This is a genomic window from Amycolatopsis saalfeldensis (genome assembly GCF_900110575.1).
GTDB lineage: Bacteria > Actinomycetota > Actinomycetes > Mycobacteriales > Pseudonocardiaceae > Amycolatopsis > Amycolatopsis saalfeldensis.
The window spans coordinates 204,055-220,288 of the sequence record NZ_FOEF01000012.1; the positions used below are offsets into that span (position 1 = coordinate 204,055).

The window sequence follows — 16,234 nt, forward strand, 5'->3', positions numbered from 1 at the left end:
GTATCACGGGGCGGGCACGAAACGCGGCCCGCTCGTTTCGAAGTCGGCGCGGTTGTCGCGCACGAACTGCCCGACCGAGAGCGGCGGCCGTCCGCCGATCCGCTCGACGAGGTCGTTCGTGCCGGCGAACACTCCGTCGCGGTAGTCGATCGCCACCTTGCCGAGGTGCTGGACGAGGTGCGCGTCGGCGCCCTTTTCGAGCCCTGACGCGGAAAACTCCTCGACGCTGATCGGCTCGTAGTGCACCGGGTGGCCGAGTTCGGCGGACATGGCCTTGGCGATGTCGTCATGGTTCAGCTCGACCGGGCCGGACAAGGGGTACGCCGCGCGGTCGTGGGCCTCGGGCTCGAGCAGCAGGGCGGCGATCACCCGGGACTGGTCCGCCGCGGCGATCGGCGCGTGCCGGCCCTCGCCGAACGGCAGCCGCAGGTAACCCTCGCCGTCGCGCTTCTCCCACCAGAACTTGAGCCACTCGGCGAAAAACGTCGGCCGGATGTGCGCCGTGAGCAGGTCGGTCCGGTCGAGCAGGCGTTCGCACAGCCAGTGCTGGCGCGCGGCGTTGCTGCCGGCCTCGCGGCGGGCCGAGATCTGCGACATGTTCACCACGGAGCGGACGCCGGCCTCGGTCGCCGCCTGGGCGAAGATGACCGTCGACTCGACCAGGCCGGGCAGGATCGGGTGGCAGAAGTACGCGCCGGTGACCCCGCGCAACGCGGTGGTCATGCCGTCGAGGTCATGCAGGTCGGCCACCACCACCTCGGCGCCGGCCTCGGCCAGCGCACGGGAGCGTTCGTCCTCGCGGTGCACCATCGCCCGGACGCGGTGGCCGCCTTCGAGCAGGAACTCGAGCGCGCCGCGCCCGGTTTTGCCGGTCGCGCCGGTGATCAGGAACAGCCTGTCGTCGTGGGGCATTTCGGCCTCTTTCACATCGCCGGTGGTCATCGGGAAACAGCCTTGCCGTCGACGAGGGAGCCCTTCATAAGCCACTCGGGCCCCTCGGCGTAGGTGCCGGCCTCGGCGAAGAACGCACCGAAGTACGGGCCCTGCGCGTGGGCGTCGAAGGCATCGACGTCGGCGTAGACCTCGTTGAGGTAGAAGACATCCGGGTTCTCGTCGTCCGCGATGACCTCGAACCGGATCGAGCCGGGCTCGTTGGCCAGGGACTCGACGCCCGTCTTCCGGGCCACGCGCACGAAGTCGTCCCGATGCTCCGGCTGGACAGTGAAGGAAACGAGGAACTGGTACATCGCTGGTTCTCCTGGGATTCGGCCAGTCAGTTCAGTGACTGAACTACGATGACCGTAGCACAGGTCCAGTTCAGTGAGCGAACTAGCGGAGTAGACTGCCGCCATGTCCCTTCCCAGCACCTACGCCGACCGCAACTGCTCCCTGGCGCGTGCCCTGGAGATCGTCGGCGAGCGGTGGACCCTGCTGATCGTCCGCGACGCGTTCTACGGGCTGCGCCGGTTCGGGGATTTCGCCGCCCAGCTCGGCATCCCCCGCGCCGTGCTCACCAACCGGCTGAAGTTCCTCGTCCGCGAGGGCGTGCTCGCTCGCGAAGACAGCGGGGAGTACGTGCTCACCGACAAGGGCGTGGCCCTGTGGCCGATCATCCGCACGCTCATCAACTGGGGTGACGAGTTCTACTCGCCGGCCGGGGTGCGGCGCACTCTGCGGCACGACACGGACGGCGCGCGGCTGGACCACGAGGGACGGTGCGAGAAGTGCGGCGTGCTCGTCCCGGCCCAGGACACCCGCATCGAGCCCGGCCCCGGCTTTCAACCGGCCGACGCCGAGCCCGATCCGATGTCCGCCGCGATCAACTCCCCGCGGCGGCTGCTCGAACCGCTCTCGGCGTCGCGCACCTCTTCGGCCGGGTGACTACCAGTTGAGGGGCGCCGCCAGGAAGGGCTTGTCCGCGGGCGCCGCCTTGCGCGCCGCCAGCACCTGTTCGGCGGGCGCGCCGGCGGGCACCCGCAGCGGCGGTTCGGCCAGCTCGATCGTGTCGGCGACCTTCGCGGCCACCAACTCCGGCGTCACGACCTCGCCGCGCAGGACGCCGACTTGCCGGTACAGCCCCGAATACGGGTCGTCCTCCTTCAGATGCACCTTCGCGCGCTCGCCGCCACCCGAGGAGACCGCGCCGGGCTGCACGAGGCTCACCTTGACGCCGAAGTGGCCGGTCTCGATGGCGAGCGTCTCGGCGAGCGCTTCGAGCGCCCACTTGGTCGCGCTGTACGGGCCGATCATCGGCAGCACCAGGCGGCCCTGGATGCTGGAGACGAACACGAGCCGGCCCGATCCGCGCTCCCGCATCGCCGGCAGCGCACCCTGCACCACGCGGAGCGCGCCGAAAGTGTTGATCTCGAACAGCCGTGCCACCTCGTCGAGCGGCACGCTTTCCAGTGGTGCGCGGACGGTTTCGCCGGCGTTGCTGACCACGGCGTCGATCTCGCCCGCGTCCCGGATGGCCGCGACCGGCCAGCTCGATCGCGATGGCGCGGCCGATGCCCTGGGACGCAACGGTGACGAGGACGGATGACATGGCGGTTCTCCTTGCCGGTTCGCGGTTCCCGGCCACGAGCCCGAGAGACCACTGTGGACGCTGATCGGGAAATCCCGCTCATTCCACCAAGTTCCACCCGGGCGGTGTTCCCCGCGCCGACGGGAAAACTCAGGTGCGCAGCTTCGCGGCGAGGTCTTCGCCGACCGTGGCCGCCGCGAACCGGGCGTCGCGCTCGTCCACGCCGCGCAGTTCGAGTACGTGGAGCCGGTCGGCCAGCGGCCGCAGCCGGGCCAGGTCGGCCAGCGGGTACGGGCCGTGCAGCACGAGGTGGCGCAGCTGCGGCAGCTCGGCCAGGGCCGCGACGTCCTCGGCCTTCAGCACACCGTTGACAGTCACCTTCTCCAGCAGCCGCAACCGCTCGACGCCCAGCAGCGACCGGTCCTCCGCGCGGTTGTGGATCGCCAGCTCGGTCAGGGCCAGCTCGGCCGGGATCGAGTGCAAGCCGCGGGAAAGCGCGGGATGCCGCAGCGACAGGGAGCGCAGCGGAGTCCCGGCCAGGGTGCCGAGGTCGGGATCGGTCTTGCCGATCGTCAGCAGGCGGAGCTTCTCGACCGAGGAACCGTCCAATCCGGACAGATCGCGCAGCCGGCTGTACGCGGAGATGGTCAGCACCCGCAACGCGGCACAGTCCGCCAGCGGGCTCAGGTCCCGGACCACCTCGTTGGACGCGATCTCCAGCCGCCGCAGCTTCGGCACGGCGGCGAGCGGGCGCAGGCCGTCGCGGTCGCTGGCCAGCGCGATGTCGCCGATCACCTTCACCGCGCGCAGCGTGGTCAGATGCCGCAGCGGGGCCAGCATGCCCCAGCGGTGCACGTTCAGCACCCGGTCCCCGAAGTCCACTCTGGACAGCAGTTCGGCGGCGTAGGCGTCGGAGAACTCGAACGCCCGCCACCCGCGCAGCAGCTCGTCGACCACTGTGGACTGGTGCATCGCGGTGAACGGCCGGATCTTCTGCCAGGCCTCCTCACCGCCCACCAGCGCCAGCGTCCGCAGCACCGCGGCCGCCACGGTGTCCCGGTCCGGCCCGGCCAGCTCGTCCGGCCCGGGCAGCAGGCCGACGACGAACCGGCCGGCCTTCGCCAGCATCTCCGCCTGCTGCACGTCGACCGGCGGCACCAGCTGGCGGGCCGCCTCCTCCACCTCGACGCGCCGGCTGTGCGGGTCGACCACGTCGGCGTACTCCAGGCAGGCCGCGGCGACCAGCTTCAGCCGATCGGCGACGGCCTGGTCGGTGCTGCGCTTGGCCCGCCGCAGGAGGCTGTCGAGCAGCTCGGCGACCTCGCCCTCCCTGGCCCGCGCCGCGGCCATGAAAACGACCTCGTACCAGGAGTCCTCGTGCGCGTGGCCGGCCAGCTCGTCGAGTTCCCCCCGCTTCACGATGTCGGCCGCGGCCAGGTAGTCGCGGAAGGTGCGGTGCACGAACTGGATCTGGTGATCGGCCGCGCTTTCCCGCAGCACGGAGCGTTCCAGCAGGTGCTGCAGCAACGGTTCGGAGTCGAGGTCCTGTGCGCGCAGGCCCGTCTTGGCTTCGTCCAGCCGGGCGAGCGCCGCCGGCCTGGGCACCAGCAATTCGTTGCGCCGCACCATCGGCGAGGCGAAGCGCTCCAGCAGGATCTGCTTCTCCGCCTTGACCAGATCGAGGCTGTCGACGACGGTCATCCCGCGGTGCGCCGTGTCGTCCCAGCGCGTGAGCAACAGGTCGAGCGCCTGGTCGAGCAGTTCCCGGCGGGTCCGCGGCAGGTACTGGTCCTCGCGGTACAGCGCGCAGAGGAGCCCGGCCATCAGCGGGCTGGACACCAGGCCGCGGAGGTTCGGGCGGGTGTCCAGCTCCGTCCGCAGCCGCTCCGGGTAGGTCTTCAGCAGCTCCTGCTGCTCGGCGCTCGGCTCCTGGTCGGCCGCGGCGGCGAACCAGCGGTCGATCACCCGCCCGAGGCCGAGGCGGCTGAGCTCCGGCAGCTCGAACCGTTCCAGGCCGATCTCGGTGTCGGTGTCGACGAACCACCGATCCTCCACCGCGGACGGCCGGGTGCTCACGACGTAACGCGCGTTCGGGTAAGTGCGCACGAACGTCTCGACCCAGCGGCGCGTCTTCGCCCGCCGGTCCGCCACCAGCTCGTCGAGCCCGTCGACCAGGAGCATCGCCCGGCCGGACGCGAACAGCTCCGTTACCCAGCCCTTGGGTTTCTCCTCGGCGAGCGTGGGCGCGACGGCGGCCAGCAGCAGCTCCGGGTCGTCCGGCAGGTCGGTCCCCGCGAACAGGCGCAGCGAGATCGGGAAGGGCACGACCCCGCGCCACGGGCCCTCTTCGGCATGCCGGCGCGCGACGTCGTTGGCCAGCCAGGCCAGGAACGTCGTCTTGCCGGCGCCCGCGCCGCCGAGGAGCAGCACCCGGCGCGCGTCGGCGATGGCGTTGGCCGAGTCCGTGCCCGCCCCGGTCAGCTCCGGCGTGGGGGTCGCCGCCTGCCGCCGGGTGACCGGCGGGACGACGTAGTACTTGTCGAAGGAATAGTCGATCGGCCCGCGCCGCCGGGCGACCCGGAACAGCTCGAAACCCGCGTTGTCCTCCCGGACGAAATCGACGTAGCGTTCCTCGAAATTCCGATCCGGAATAGGGTCCTCGTCGGATATCCGGTCCGGATAGGAATCGTCCGGACGGCTGATCCACGCGTCGCTGCGGGTTTCCTTGTTCTCCACCCGAACGCGACGGTACGACTTCGGCCGCGCGGCCGCGTTGTGCTGGACCACCTCGTCGTAGAACCAGGTCGACACCGCCAGCGCCACCACGCCGGACGATTTGTCGAGCGCCCCGCGCAACGGCGCCGAGTTGACCAGCCGGAACGCCAGGTTGATGGCGGTCCCGGTGTAACCGTGACTGTCCGCGGCCACCTCACCGGCATGCAGCGCGACGCGCAACTGGACCCGCTCCCGTTCCGGCAGCCCGTCATTGCGCTCGGCGAGTGCGCGCGCCAGCTCGTCCGGCAGCAACGCGGCGAGCGGATTCTTCGACAGCTCACCGGGAATCAGAATCAGCACACCGTCGCCACGATCCTCGTGCGGGCACTTCTCCCAAGGAACCCCGGATCGCCCGAACGCCGTTTCGAGCGCCCGATAAACCCGCTCCCGCGCCTCGACCTGCGCCGGCCGGGTAGTGAACCGGCTGAACTCCTTGACATCGACCACGAGAATCGCGTAATGCCCGTCGGCAGGCCCGGTTCTGGTCACGAATTCCAAGTTACACCGGCGGCATGGGAGCGGTCCCGGTTCGCCGCACGTGCCCGGCCAAGCTGCCAACTTCGTTCGGCGAGGAGGGATCCCACGGTGAAGCTGCTGGTCACAGGCGGTGCGGGCGACCAGCACACGTCCGGCGCCTGATCTTCTCGTCGACCGGTTCGAGGTACCGGGGCGAGGGCGACGCGGTGGTCACCGTCGCGAGCAGCGAGAAGGCCAGGAAGGACACCGACCGGGTCAGCCCTCAGAACGCGCGCAGGTGCTCGTCAACCGCGGCAAGGTGAGTGGCGATGTGCCGAGGGTCGTCGAAAGACGCGTGGAAGCTGTTGCGCGCCAGGTCGGCGAGTGCGGTCCGGTCCAGGCCGAGGTGGTGGCGGACCGCCGCGTAGTTGTCGTTGACGTAGCCGCCGAAATAGGGCGGGTCATCGGAGTTGACGGTGACCAGCAGGCCGGCCTCCAGCATCGTGCGCAGCGGGTGCTCGGCCATCGACGGCACCACGCGCAGCGCCACGTTCGACAGCGGGCAGACGGTCAGCGGCACCGCCTCGTCGCGCAGCCGCGCCAGCAGGGCCGGGTCGGCGGCCGCGGCGACACCGTGGTCGATGCGGTCGGGGCGGCAGACGTCCAGTGCCTCCCGAACGTATTCAGCGGGGCCGTCCTCGCCCGCGTGAATGGTGGTGCGATAGCCACGCGCACGAGCGTCCTCGTAGTAACCCGCGAACTTGGCGGGTGGGTTGCCCCGCTCGGCCGCGCCGAGCCCGATGCCCAGGATCCGCTCCCGCCACGGCTCGATCAGGTCCAGGACCTCCCTCGCGTCGGCCTGCGAGCGATGCCGCTGGCAGGTGATGATCAGCGCGCCGTCGACGCCGAGGTCGGCTCGCGCGTCGGAGATCGCGGAAAGGACGCTGTCGAGCTGATCGGCGATCGGCACGCCCGCGTCGAGGAACGTCTGCACGCCGAGGAACATCTCGGCTCGCCGGACTCCGTCGAGGGCCGCGCGGGTCAGGTAGGCGTGCGTGAGGTCGTAGAAGTCCCGGCCGCCGCGGAGCACCGCGGCCGACCGGAACAGCAGCGGCAGGAAGTGCTCCAGCCCGGTGAACGTGTAGGCGGCGCGGGCCTGGTCGACGTCCGGCCAGGGCAGTTCCACGCGGTTGCGCGCGGCGAGCGCGAACAGCAGCTCCGGTTCGAGCGTCCCTTCCAGGTGAACGTGCAGCTCGGCTTTGGGCAGCGTCGCGATGAACGCGTCGGTCACGGCAGGTCTCCCTCAGGCGTGGACGGCGTCGACCCACGGTCGGGGCTCACCGCGCCCACCGTTCGCGGACGTCGTCCAGGAAGCCCGCATAACGATCGGGCAGGTCGACGGCCATGCCGAAGCGCGCGAAGAACAACCCGCAGCTGCGGCAGGCGCTCGGCGATCTCCTGCCACGCCGCCCCCAGCCGGTCCGGGGCGGTGCCCGGCGACCGGAGCAGCCCGTCGAGCCGGTCGAGCAGGACCGTGCCGCCGAGGATGTCGTCGACGGCCGCGGCGAGCAGCTCCTCCAGCGAACCGAAGTGGTAGAGCAGCATTCGGTTGTTGGAGCCGATGCTCCTGGCCAGCTCGCTGAGCGACAGGCCGGTCACCCCCCGCGCGAGGATCACCTCACGGGTCAGCGACAGCAGGCGCGCTCGTTCACCGGGACCACTCGCCATCGGACGAGCGTAAAGCCTGGCCCCCGGCCTCAGCCTGGCGGGCGAGATCGCGAAACTGTTGGGGCGAAGCGCCGTGCTGAACGCGCTTTCGGACTCGCAGCCGGTCGCGAACGCGAGCTCGGAAATCGACCGGGTGTCGCGGCGGACGGGGACGCAGCAGGGCTACACCGTTTGGCTGGGCTGGCGGCGCGCATCGTGAATGCGAGCAGCACGATGGGCTCGGTCTGCCCCGGCGCGCTTTCAGGCGGACGGCTTGGCGTAGCGCGCTCCGCCGAAAGCGAGGATGAGATAACCGATGACGGAGAACACGAACAGGCCGAAGAAGCCGAAGAGGCCGCTCTTGCCGAACGCCTTCGCGACGTCGAGCGAGACGATGATCCCGACGACGATGTTGACCACCGGGATGAGCAGCAGGATCAGCCACCAGCCGGAGCGCCCGGCGATCTTCAGCAGGGTGTAGACGTTGTAGATGGGGATGATCGCCGCCCAGCCGGGGCGCCCGGCCTTGGTGAACACCTTCCACAGCGCGATGATCACGAGCAGGCCGAAGACCACGCCCCCGCCGCCGAGAAGGGGGCTGCTGAGGGACGTCGAGGTGTCGTTCATGGAGCTGGTGTTCCGTTCGGCCGGGAGTCGGGAAGGATGGCTGACCCTAGCGGCAACGGTGACGCAAGCGGCGGAGCGGGCACCGTGACCCGGCCCGCCGGGTAGGCTGAGCGGCATGATCAGCGGCCGGGCCTGGTGAGGACCCCCATGCCCGCCGAGCCGCCGATGGTCGGCCGGGAGGCCGGGAAACGCCGGGTCGGGGAGTTGCTCGACGCGGCGCGCGCGGGCCAGGGCGGGTCGCTGGTGGTGAGCGGCGAGGCCGGCATCGGCAAGAGCACGTTGCTGGAGCACGCGGTCCGGACGGCCACCGGCTTCCGGGTGCTTCGAGCCTCCGGCGCCGAATTCGAGCAGGAACTGCCGTACTCCGCCCTGCACCAGCTGTGCGTCCCGAGCCTCGAGCACCTCGCCGAACTGCCGGAGCGGCACCGCGACGCGTTGCGGATCGCGTTCGGGCTGGCCGACGGGACGCCCCAGCCGTTTCAGGTCGGCCTGGCGATCCTGGAGCTGGTCACGGCGATGAGCGGCGACCGGCCGGTGCTGTGCGTGATCGATGACGCGCAGTGGCTGGACGCGGCCTCTTCGCGGGCGATGGCCTTTCTCGCCCGCCGGGTCGGGGCCGACGCCGTCGCCATGGTCCTCGCGCTGCGCTCACCGTCCACTGTGGACGAGCTGGCCGAGCTGCCGGGGCTGGCCGTCGGCCGGTTGAGCGTCCAGGACGCCAAGGCCCTGCTGGCCGCGCGGAACCCGTTCCCGCTCGACGACCGGGTCCGCGACCGGCTCATCGCCGAGGCGGACGGCAACCCGCTCGCGCTGCTGGAACTGCCCCGGGCCGGCGGTTTCGCCCTGCCCGCCGCGGCCTCGGTGCCGTCCCGGATCGAGGACGGCTTCCGGGCGCGGCTGGACGGGCTCGGGGCCGAGGCCCGGCTGTTGCTGACCGTCGCCAGTGCCGATCCCACCGGCGATCCCGGTCTGCTGTGGCCGGCCGCGGAGGCTTTGGGCATCAACGTGACCACGGCCGGCGCGGACGCGGCCGCCACCGGGCTGGTCGAGTTCGCGGCGCGCGTCGTGTTCTGCCATCCGCTGGCCCGCTCGGCGGTCTACCGCGCCGCCGCCGACACCGTGCGGTTCGCGGCCCACGGCGCGCTGGCCGAGGCGACCGACCCGCTGACGGCCCCGGACCGGCGCGCGTGGCACCGCGCGCAAGCCAGTGCCGGCCCGGACGAGGACGTCGCGGCCGACTTGGAGCGCTGCGCCTCGCGGGCCCGGTCACGCGGGGGTGCCGCGGCCACGGCCGCCTTCCTCGAACGCGCTGTCGCCCTCTCGCTGGACCCCGGGCACCGGATCGAACGCACCCTGGCCGCGGCGCAGGCCGGCATCGACGCGGGCGCCATCGACCGGGCGGCCGACCTCCTCACGACCCTCGAAACCGCCGCGTTGGACGAGTTCCGGCGAGCCCGCGTCGATCTGCTGCGTGGCCGGATCGCCTTCATCCGCCCCGGCGACGGCGGCGGCCCGTCCCGGACGGTGAGCGCGGCGCGCCGGCTGTCCGAACTGGACCCCGACCGGGCGCGGGACTGTTTCCTGGACGCCCTCGAGATGAGCCTGGTCGTCGGCCGGGCCGGCGGCGTCGTCGACGAAGTCCTCACCGCGGCCCGGGCCGCCGCACCGGCGCCGAGCGAGCCGGACCTCCTCGAAGCGCTGATCACCTTGGCCGAGCAGGGTTACCGGGCGGCGCTTCCCCTGCTTCGTGCCGCATTGGGGACCGACGGCAGTCCATTGTGGATCCAACGCCCCGGGCTCGCGTCGATGATCAGCACCGAGCTGTGGGAGCCCGACATCCTCCCCGCCATCGTCGAATGGCTGGAGAAGGCCGGCCGGGAGTCGGGCTCGCCGTCGGTGCTGAGGCTCGCTTTCGCGCAGAAGACGACGGCCGCCGCCCTCGCCGGCGACCTCGGGACCGCACTCGTCGCGGCCGCCGAGGAAGAGGCGATCGCCGACGCGGCCGGCGAGCCTCCGCTGATGTACCACCGGCTGCTGCTGGCCGCCATCAGGGGCCGCCGGGAGGAGGCCCTGGCCCTGTTCCAGGCAGCCACGGCCTCCGGTGAAGCGGGCGGGGTGACCGACCTGTACTGGACCTCGGCCTTGCTGCACAACGGTTTGGCCGACTACCCCGCCGCGCTGGCCGCGGCCCGCCAGGCGACCGGGCACGGCGACCTCTTCCTCACCGGGGTGGCGCTGCCCGAACTCGTCGAGGCGGCCGTCAAGTGTCACGAACCCGAGGTGGCCACGCGCGCGCTGGAATCGTTGACCGAACGCACGCAGGCGGCGGGGACCACGCTCGGCCGGGGAGTCGCGGCGTACGCCCGAGGGCTCGTGACGGGAGTCGAGGACGACTACCGGGAAGCCGTCGAGTGCCTCGCGGACGGTCCTTACCTTCTCTACGAAGGCCGCGCGCACCTGCTGTACGGGGAATGGCTGCGGCGCAAGGGCCGTCGCAAAGATTGCTTGGGAGAGCTGCGAGCCGCCCACGACTCGTTCTCGACGGCGGGAGCCGAGGCCTTCGCCCGGCGCGCCGCCGACGAACTGGGCGCCGCCGGGCAGCAGGTTCAGCGCCGATCCGCGCAGGCGTACGAAAAGCTCACGATGCAGCAGGTGGCCGTGGCCCGGCTGGTGGCTGCCGGCGCCACGTCGAACGAGGTCGCCACCCAGCTGTTCATCAGCAAGCGCACGGTCGACGCGCACCTGCGTGCGATCTTCGGCAAACTCGGAGTCACCTCGCGAAAGCAGCTGAAGGACCACCCCGACCTGCTCGGCCTGGACCGGTGAGCAACAACCCCGACAGTGAGGACACCATGAGTTTCGATCTGGCAGTGTGGTTCGAGCCCGACTCGTCGCCGGCTCCTGAAGCTGCGGAAGAAAAGTACGCGCGGCTGTGCGAGGAGGACTTCACGGGCCTCGTTCCGAGCGAGCACGTTGCCGCCTTCTACCAGGCGTTGACGGCGAAGTACCCGGAGCTGACCGCGCTCGCCCCTGAGGACTTCGAGACATGCCCGTGGAACGGGGGGCTGGAGGTGTCGCCCGGCCACGTGCTCATGCCGATCGCCTGGCCTCGGGCCGAGGAGGTGGGCTCGGTAGTGCGGGCGCTGGCCCGTGAGCACGGGCTTGTGTGCTTCGACCCGCAGGCCCGGGCCGTGCACGCCGCGAAGTGACCGGCCCCGCCCGCCTGGCCTGGACTGCCGAGTCGATACCGGCCGGACTCCGGGCCCGGCTGGTCGGGCCCGGAGCGCCGTTCGAGCTGGTCACCGAGGACGTGCTCGGCGCCCCGCACCAGGTTTTCGCGCGACGGCCCCGATCACTGCGGCAGCTGCTCGACACCTCCGCGGCCGAGAGCCCGGACTGGGTTTTCCTCGTCGCCCCCGGCCGTGGGTGGACTTACCGCCAGGCGGTCGAGGACATCAACGCGATCGCGGTCCTGCTGGCCGAACGGCACGGGGTACGGGCCGGGGACCGCGTGGCCATCGTGTCCGCCAACTCCGCGGAATACGTCCTGGTGCTGTGGGCGGTGCTGAGCCTCGGCGCCGTCGTCACCAGCCTCAACGGATGGTGGACGGGGCCCGAGCTGGCCGACGGCATCAAGCTGACCGGCCCGGTCCTCGTCACCGGCGACGAGCGCAGGCTGGCACGCCTGGATGACAGTCCGGTGCCCACCCGGCTGCTGGACGAGATCCTCGGCGAGGCGGCGGAATTCCGGGGCCGGACGCCCCCGGCGCCGGAGATCACCGAGGACGCGGCCGCGGTCATCCTGTTCACCAGCGGCACCACCGGACGCGCCAAGGGCGCCACCCTCTCGCACCGGAACGTCGTGAACTACGCCCTGTCGCAGGGGCTGACCAGAGCCATCGCCGCGGCGGGCGCCCCCGCGGCCGGGCGGGCGGCGTCGATCGTGGTGAGCCCGATGTTCCACGTCTCCGGCTTCGTGGGCGTGGTGATCTCCGGTGCGGTGTTCCGCACGAAGCTGGTGTTCACCGAACCCGGCGCCTGGGATCCGGGCCGTCACCTGGAACTGACCGAACGGCACGGGGTCACCGCGTGGTCCGGCGTCCCGACGCACTTCCGGCGCCTGCTCCGGCATCCGGACCTGGCCGCCCGTGACGTCGGCTCGGTGGTCGCCGTGAACTCCGGTGGCGCCGTCTTCCCGCCGGAACTGGTCCGGGAGCTGGGACGACGGCTTCCCCAGGCGCGGCTGGGCAACGGCTACGGCGCGAGCGAGACCGTCGGCCTCGGCACCCAGGCCGGCGGCGCACTCTTCGCCGAGCACCCGGATTCGGTCGGCATCGCGCCGCCGACGTCCGAGGTCGAGATCAGGGGGACCGGCGGCGCCGTGCTCGCGCAAGGCGAAATCGGCGAGATCCACCTCCGGCACCCGTCGGTCTTCCTCGGGTATTGGGGCGACCCCGAAGCCACGGCCGCAGTGCTCGACCCGGACCGCTGGTACGCCACCGGCGACTTCGGGCGGATCGAGAACGGGTTGCTGTACCTGGAAAGCCGCCGCACCGACCTGATCCTGCGCGGCGGCGAGAACGTCTACCCGATCGAGATCGAGAACCGGCTGCTCGGCCACGCCGGGATCGCCGACGCCGCGGTCGTCGGCGTCGAGCACCCCGAGCTGGGGCAGGAGGTCAAGGCCTTTGTGGTCCGGGCCGACGGCGCGGACAGCCTCACCGCCGAGCAGGTCCGCGAGTGGTGCGCGCCGGCGCTCGCCGCGTTCAAGGTGCCGAGCCGGGTCGAGTTCCGCCCGAGCCTGCCGTACGGCGAATCGGGCAAGGTGCTCAAGCGGCAGCTCCGAGACGAGGACCCGCAGCCGTAATCCGGCCGGATCGGTCCCGCCGGGTCACCAGGCGACCACGCCCTCGTCGTCGAAGAAGCCGCCGCGCGGTCCGTCGTCCGGCAGAGTGGCGAGCCGGATCGCGATCGCGGCGCCCTGCTCGGGCGTGCGCGGCGACGCGAAGCCGGTGAAATCGGTCGCGACGTAGCCGGGGCAGCAGGCGTTCACGATGACGTTCGTGTCCGCGAGCCGGCGGGCGTACTGGACGGTGATGCTGTTGAGCATCGACTTCGACGGTGCGTACGCGGCCATGATCGGGCCGGTCCGCAGAGCCAGCGAGCCCATGTTGCTCGACATGGTGACAATGCGCGGCGAGTCCGCGCGGCGCAGCAGCGGGAGCACCGCGTTGGTCACCCGGACGGCGCCGAACACGTTGGTGTCGAGGACGGCGCGGACGACGCCGAGGTCCAGCTTCGTCGGGTCCTGCACGTCGCCGTCGGTCGGGCCGCCGATGCCCGCGTTGTTCACGAGCACGTCGAGCCGTCCGCTGGCCCGCTCGATCGTGGCCGCCGCCGCGGCGGCGCTTTCGTCGGAGGTGACATCGAGGGCGACGCCGAACGCCTCCACGCCGGCCGCGCGCAGCTTCTCGACGGCTTCCTCGCGCCGGACGTCGTCACGCGCGCCCACCGCGACCGTGAAGCCGATCGCGCCGAGGCCCTGCGCGATGGCAAAACCGATTCCCTTGTTCGCGCCGGTGACCAGCGCGGTCTTCGTTTCGTTCACTCCAGCCATGATCGGCGGGCCGCGCCCCGGCTGTCCAAGACCGGTTCGGCAAGCCCTGATACCGGCCGGGTACCAGGCGTACGCTTCGTCCGTGGACGATCTCGAGACCCGCGAGCTCCGGTACTTCGTGGCCGTCGCCGAAGAGCTGCACTTCGGCCGCGCCGCCGTCCGGCTCGGGATCGCCCAGCCGCCGCTGTCCCGCGCGATCAGCCAGCTGGAACGACGGCTCGGCGTCCGCCTCCTCGATCGTGACCGCCGTGGAGCATCGCTCACCGAGGCCGGCGAGGTGATGCTCCGCGAAGCCAGGGCGGCCCTCGGCGCGGTCGCGGCCGCCGCGCGCCGAACGCAGCGCGCCGGGGAAACGAAGCGGCCGCTGGTGCTCGTGACCAAGGCCGGGGCGTCTTACGAGCTCCTGCAACAACTCCTCGACGCACTGGCGGGCGAACCCGGTGCGGCGCCGATCGAAATCCTGCTGTGCGAGGTCGGCGAGCAGGCCGGGCTGCTGCGCGACGGGCGGGCCGACGTCGCCCTCATGCACCGGCCGTTCGACGACTTCGCCGGGTTCGACACCCAGGATCTCCAGGTCGAGAGCCAGATCGCGCTCTTGCCCGCCGGGCATCCCCTGGCGTCACGCGATCGGCTCACACTGGCCGAGGTCCGCGACGTGCCGGACCTGCCGATCGCCCGCTGGCCCCGGCTCGACGGGTCCTATCCGGACGGTCCCGGGCCGGAGGTGCACACCCAGTCCCAGCTCGCCCAGCTCGTGGCGCTCGGCCGGACGCTGCTGGTCATCCCCGCCTCCAGCCGGGCCTGGCAGTGGCCCGATCACGTAGCCGTGCCCGTTGTCGACGCGCCGGAAGTGACCACGGTGATCGCGTGGCCGCCCAGCAGTCACTCACCGGCGATCGCCGCCCTCGTCCGCTCGGCGGCCGGGCTGCGCGGCACCTCCTCGCCGGCGGCGGCAACGCAGCTCAAGAGCGGAGCATCGTGACCTCGTCGATCAGCGTGCCGTCCTCGGCGAGCGCACGCACCGTCATCCGGGCGGAGACGCCGCCCGCCGCCGGGACGACATCGACCGCCACCACGCCGTAACCCCGATAACGCACGCGGGACCAGGTGACCGCGGTGTCGGTATGGCCGGTGCTGTTCTTCTTGAAGCACTTCATCGTCGGGGTGCCGCCGGTGTTTTCGTGGCCCAGATAGCTTTCCGGCGGATTCCGGTAGAACGGATCGAGGGCCTCGCCACCGCCGCCGGCCGTGAGGTACGTGGTGCCGTCCGACGCCGGGGTGAGGGTGCCCCGCGGCTGCACCGGTTTGGTGCCCTTGCCCGCGCGGATCGGGTCGGTGCGCTCGTAGAGGCGGTTGTGCGCGTTGAGCACCAGGTCGACCCGGTGCTTGTCGAACAGCGGCGCCCACTTCTGCTGCGCGACGCTCTCGGCCCCACCGGCATCGGCGGTGGAGTACGGCGCGTGGTGGAGGCAGACCACCACGAAGTCGATCGCCGGGTCGCTCCGGAAGCTGCCGAGCCGGGCGTCCAGCCAGGTGGTCTGCTTGCCCTTGGTGTAGTCGGAGTTCCCGGTGTTGCGGGAGCAGATTTCGTTGCCGTCCAAGGAGATCAGCCCGACGTTCTGGTACCGCCACGAGTAGATCCCGGTGGCGCCGCTCCACGCGTTGTCCGGCATGGTGAACCTGGCCGCGGTCCCGGCGTAACCGTTCGCGGCGTACCAGGCCTCCATCTCGCGGTTGCCCAGGGTGATCATCCACGGCGTGCCGGCGGCGACGATCTCGTTCTGGGCGAAGGAAGAATCCCACTTGCCGGCGTCGTACTTGTCGGTGTCCATGTGCCCGCCTTCGGCGTTCGCGGTGCCGGAGGTGATGGCGTAGCTGAGATTTCCGAGGGCGAGGTGGAAGGCCGGCGCGAGATCCGCGAGCTGGCTGTTCGCCCGGCGCGCGTTGTAGCCGACACCCTGATCGCCGAAAGCGGTGAAGGTGAACGGATCCGCGCTCCCGGCGGCGGGGGCCGTGCGGAACGTGGCGATCTCGCCGGGGCGCCCGCTCGCGGTGGGGTCGTAGTCCTGATGCCCCACCACATAGTGGTAGGTGGTGGCGGGGGTCAGGTCGTCGAGCCGGACGTGCAGGTAGTACTGGCTCATGGTGTCCGGCGTATGCGGCGGGAAGTCGTGTTCGGGCGCCTGCCACGACAGTTCGCTCTTCAGCGTGCGCGCCTCGGCGGCGATCGGGGCACCGAAGACGCCCGAGCCGTCGGCGATCCGGACGTACGGCCCGGTGACCGCGCGCAGTTCCTGCCAGGAGATCACCACCTGCTTGGCCGGGTCCGGCCCGTAAGCGAGATGCCGCCCGAGCGGGCGCAGTTTCGGCGCGGCGGCACGGGGTTCGGCCGTCGCAGTGCCGGGCACCAGCGCACCGGCGGTCAGGACCGCGCCGCCCATGGCGCCTGCCCTGAACAGCGCCCGCCGCGAGTAGTTGTCGGTCTGCGGGGTCTGAGGCATGCGGGCAACCTTTCCGGACTAGTGAGT

Annotated in this window: 14 protein-coding genes; 5 read left to right on the forward strand and 9 right to left on the reverse strand. The window is 71.4% G+C overall.

Features of this window, described 5'->3' with window-relative positions; translation table 11 throughout:
• Positions 1–3: 3 nt before the first annotated feature.
• On the reverse strand, positions 4–912 hold the full coding sequence (locus BMY97_RS26120; protein WP_091621262.1) for an NmrA family NAD(P)-binding protein: 909 nt from the start codon (positions 910–912) through the stop codon (positions 4–6).
• A 26-nt stretch (positions 913–938) separates the two neighbouring features.
• Complete coding sequence (locus BMY97_RS26125; protein WP_177231551.1) at positions 939–1,247, reverse strand: putative quinol monooxygenase; 309 nt, start codon at positions 1,245–1,247, stop codon at positions 939–941.
• A 103-nt stretch (positions 1,248–1,350) separates the two neighbouring features.
• Here BMY97_RS26125 and BMY97_RS26130 point away from each other — a divergent pair, with 103 nt between their 5' ends.
• Positions 1,351–1,881, forward strand: coding sequence for a winged helix-turn-helix transcriptional regulator (locus BMY97_RS26130; RefSeq protein WP_091621066.1), 531 nt, complete (start codon positions 1,351–1,353; stop codon positions 1,879–1,881).
• Here the strand turns inward: BMY97_RS26130 and BMY97_RS26135 are convergent, their stop codons facing one another.
• The 5 genes from BMY97_RS26135 to BMY97_RS26155 all read right to left on the reverse strand — a co-directional run bounded on the left by BMY97_RS26135 (position 1,882) and on the right by BMY97_RS26155 (position 8,089).
• Positions 1,882–2,523, reverse strand: a complete 642-nt coding sequence (locus BMY97_RS26135) for an SDR family NAD(P)-dependent oxidoreductase (protein ID WP_218156877.1) — start codon at positions 2,521–2,523, stop codon at positions 1,882–1,884.
• Between the two features lie 151 nt (positions 2,524–2,674).
• On the reverse strand, positions 2,675–5,788 hold the full coding sequence (locus tag BMY97_RS26140; RefSeq protein ID WP_177231552.1) for an NACHT domain-containing protein: 3,114 nt from the start codon (positions 5,786–5,788) through the stop codon (positions 2,675–2,677).
• 250 nt (positions 5,789–6,038) lie between these two features.
• Positions 6,039–7,046 (reverse strand): adenosine deaminase, encoded by a 1,008-nt coding sequence (locus tag BMY97_RS26145; RefSeq protein WP_091621072.1) that lies wholly within the window; start codon positions 7,044–7,046, stop codon positions 6,039–6,041.
• Positions 7,043–7,483 carry a TetR/AcrR family transcriptional regulator gene (locus BMY97_RS26150; protein ID WP_091621075.1) on the reverse strand — a complete coding sequence of 147 codons (441 nt, stop codon included), beginning with the start codon at positions 7,481–7,483 and terminating at the stop codon, positions 7,043–7,045. The genes BMY97_RS26145 and BMY97_RS26150 overlap by 4 nt, the downstream gene beginning before the upstream one ends.
• Positions 7,484–7,723: 240 nt before the next feature.
• Complete coding sequence (locus tag BMY97_RS26155; protein ID WP_091621078.1) at positions 7,724–8,089, reverse strand: DUF5684 domain-containing protein; 366 nt, start codon at positions 8,087–8,089, stop codon at positions 7,724–7,726.
• A 147-nt stretch (positions 8,090–8,236) separates the two neighbouring features.
• Here BMY97_RS26155 and BMY97_RS26160 point away from each other — a divergent pair, with 147 nt between their 5' ends.
• Genes BMY97_RS26160 through BMY97_RS26170 form a run of 3 tightly spaced genes read left to right on the forward strand, consistent with a single transcriptional unit; the run spans position 8,237 to position 12,956 of the window.
• Positions 8,237–10,915, forward strand: a complete 2,679-nt coding sequence (locus BMY97_RS26160; protein WP_091621081.1) for an ATP-binding protein — start codon at positions 8,237–8,239, stop codon at positions 10,913–10,915.
• Entirely contained in the window at positions 10,912–11,298 is a 387-nt protein-coding gene (locus BMY97_RS26165; protein WP_091621085.1) for a hypothetical protein, read from the forward strand. Before BMY97_RS26160 ends, BMY97_RS26165 begins: the two co-directional genes overlap by 4 nt.
• Positions 11,295–12,956, forward strand: coding sequence for a class I adenylate-forming enzyme family protein (locus BMY97_RS26170; RefSeq protein WP_218156878.1), 1,662 nt, complete (start codon positions 11,295–11,297; stop codon positions 12,954–12,956). Before BMY97_RS26165 ends, BMY97_RS26170 begins: the two co-directional genes overlap by 4 nt.
• Positions 12,957–12,980: 24 nt before the next feature.
• On the opposite strand, the gene BMY97_RS26175 is transcribed toward BMY97_RS26170, so the two are convergent.
• Positions 12,981–13,706, reverse strand: coding sequence for an SDR family oxidoreductase (locus BMY97_RS26175; protein WP_177231553.1), 726 nt, complete (start codon positions 13,704–13,706; stop codon positions 12,981–12,983).
• Positions 13,707–13,788: 82 nt separating this feature from the next.
• On the opposite strand from BMY97_RS26175, the gene BMY97_RS26180 reads away from it, so the two are divergent.
• A complete protein-coding gene (locus BMY97_RS26180; RefSeq protein WP_091621091.1) occupies positions 13,789–14,688 on the forward strand; it encodes a LysR family transcriptional regulator in 900 nt (299 codons plus the stop codon).
• On the opposite strand, the gene BMY97_RS26185 is transcribed toward BMY97_RS26180, so the two are convergent.
• A complete protein-coding gene (locus BMY97_RS26185) occupies positions 14,669–16,207 on the reverse strand; it encodes a fibronectin type III domain-containing protein (protein ID WP_091621094.1) in 1,539 nt (512 codons plus the stop codon). The genes BMY97_RS26180 and BMY97_RS26185 overlap by 20 nt on opposite strands.
• Positions 16,208–16,234: the final 27 nt, after the last annotated feature.

Coding starts and splice junctions, on each gene's coding strand:
- BMY97_RS26150 (WP_091621075.1), bottom strand. CDS start 7,483: ATGGCGAGTGGTCCCGGTGAACGAGCGCGCCTGCTGTCGCTGACCCGT.
- BMY97_RS26120 (WP_091621262.1), bottom strand. CDS start 912: ATGCCCCACGACGACAGGCTGTTCCTGATCACCGGCGCGACCGGCAAA.
- BMY97_RS26160 (WP_091621081.1), top strand. CDS start 8,237: ATGCCCGCCGAGCCGCCGATGGTCGGCCGGGAGGCCGGGAAACGCCGG.
- BMY97_RS26175 (WP_177231553.1), bottom strand. CDS start 13,706: ATGGCTGGAGTGAACGAAACGAAGACCGCGCTGGTCACCGGCGCGAAC.
- BMY97_RS26130 (WP_091621066.1), top strand. CDS start 1,351: ATGTCCCTTCCCAGCACCTACGCCGACCGCAACTGCTCCCTGGCGCGT.
- BMY97_RS26155 (WP_091621078.1), bottom strand. CDS start 8,089: ATGAACGACACCTCGACGTCCCTCAGCAGCCCCCTTCTCGGCGGCGGG.
- BMY97_RS26185 (WP_091621094.1), bottom strand. CDS start 16,207: ATGCCTCAGACCCCGCAGACCGACAACTACTCGCGGCGGGCGCTGTTC.
- BMY97_RS26125 (WP_177231551.1), bottom strand. CDS start 1,247: ATGTACCAGTTCCTCGTTTCCTTCACTGTCCAGCCGGAGCATCGGGAC.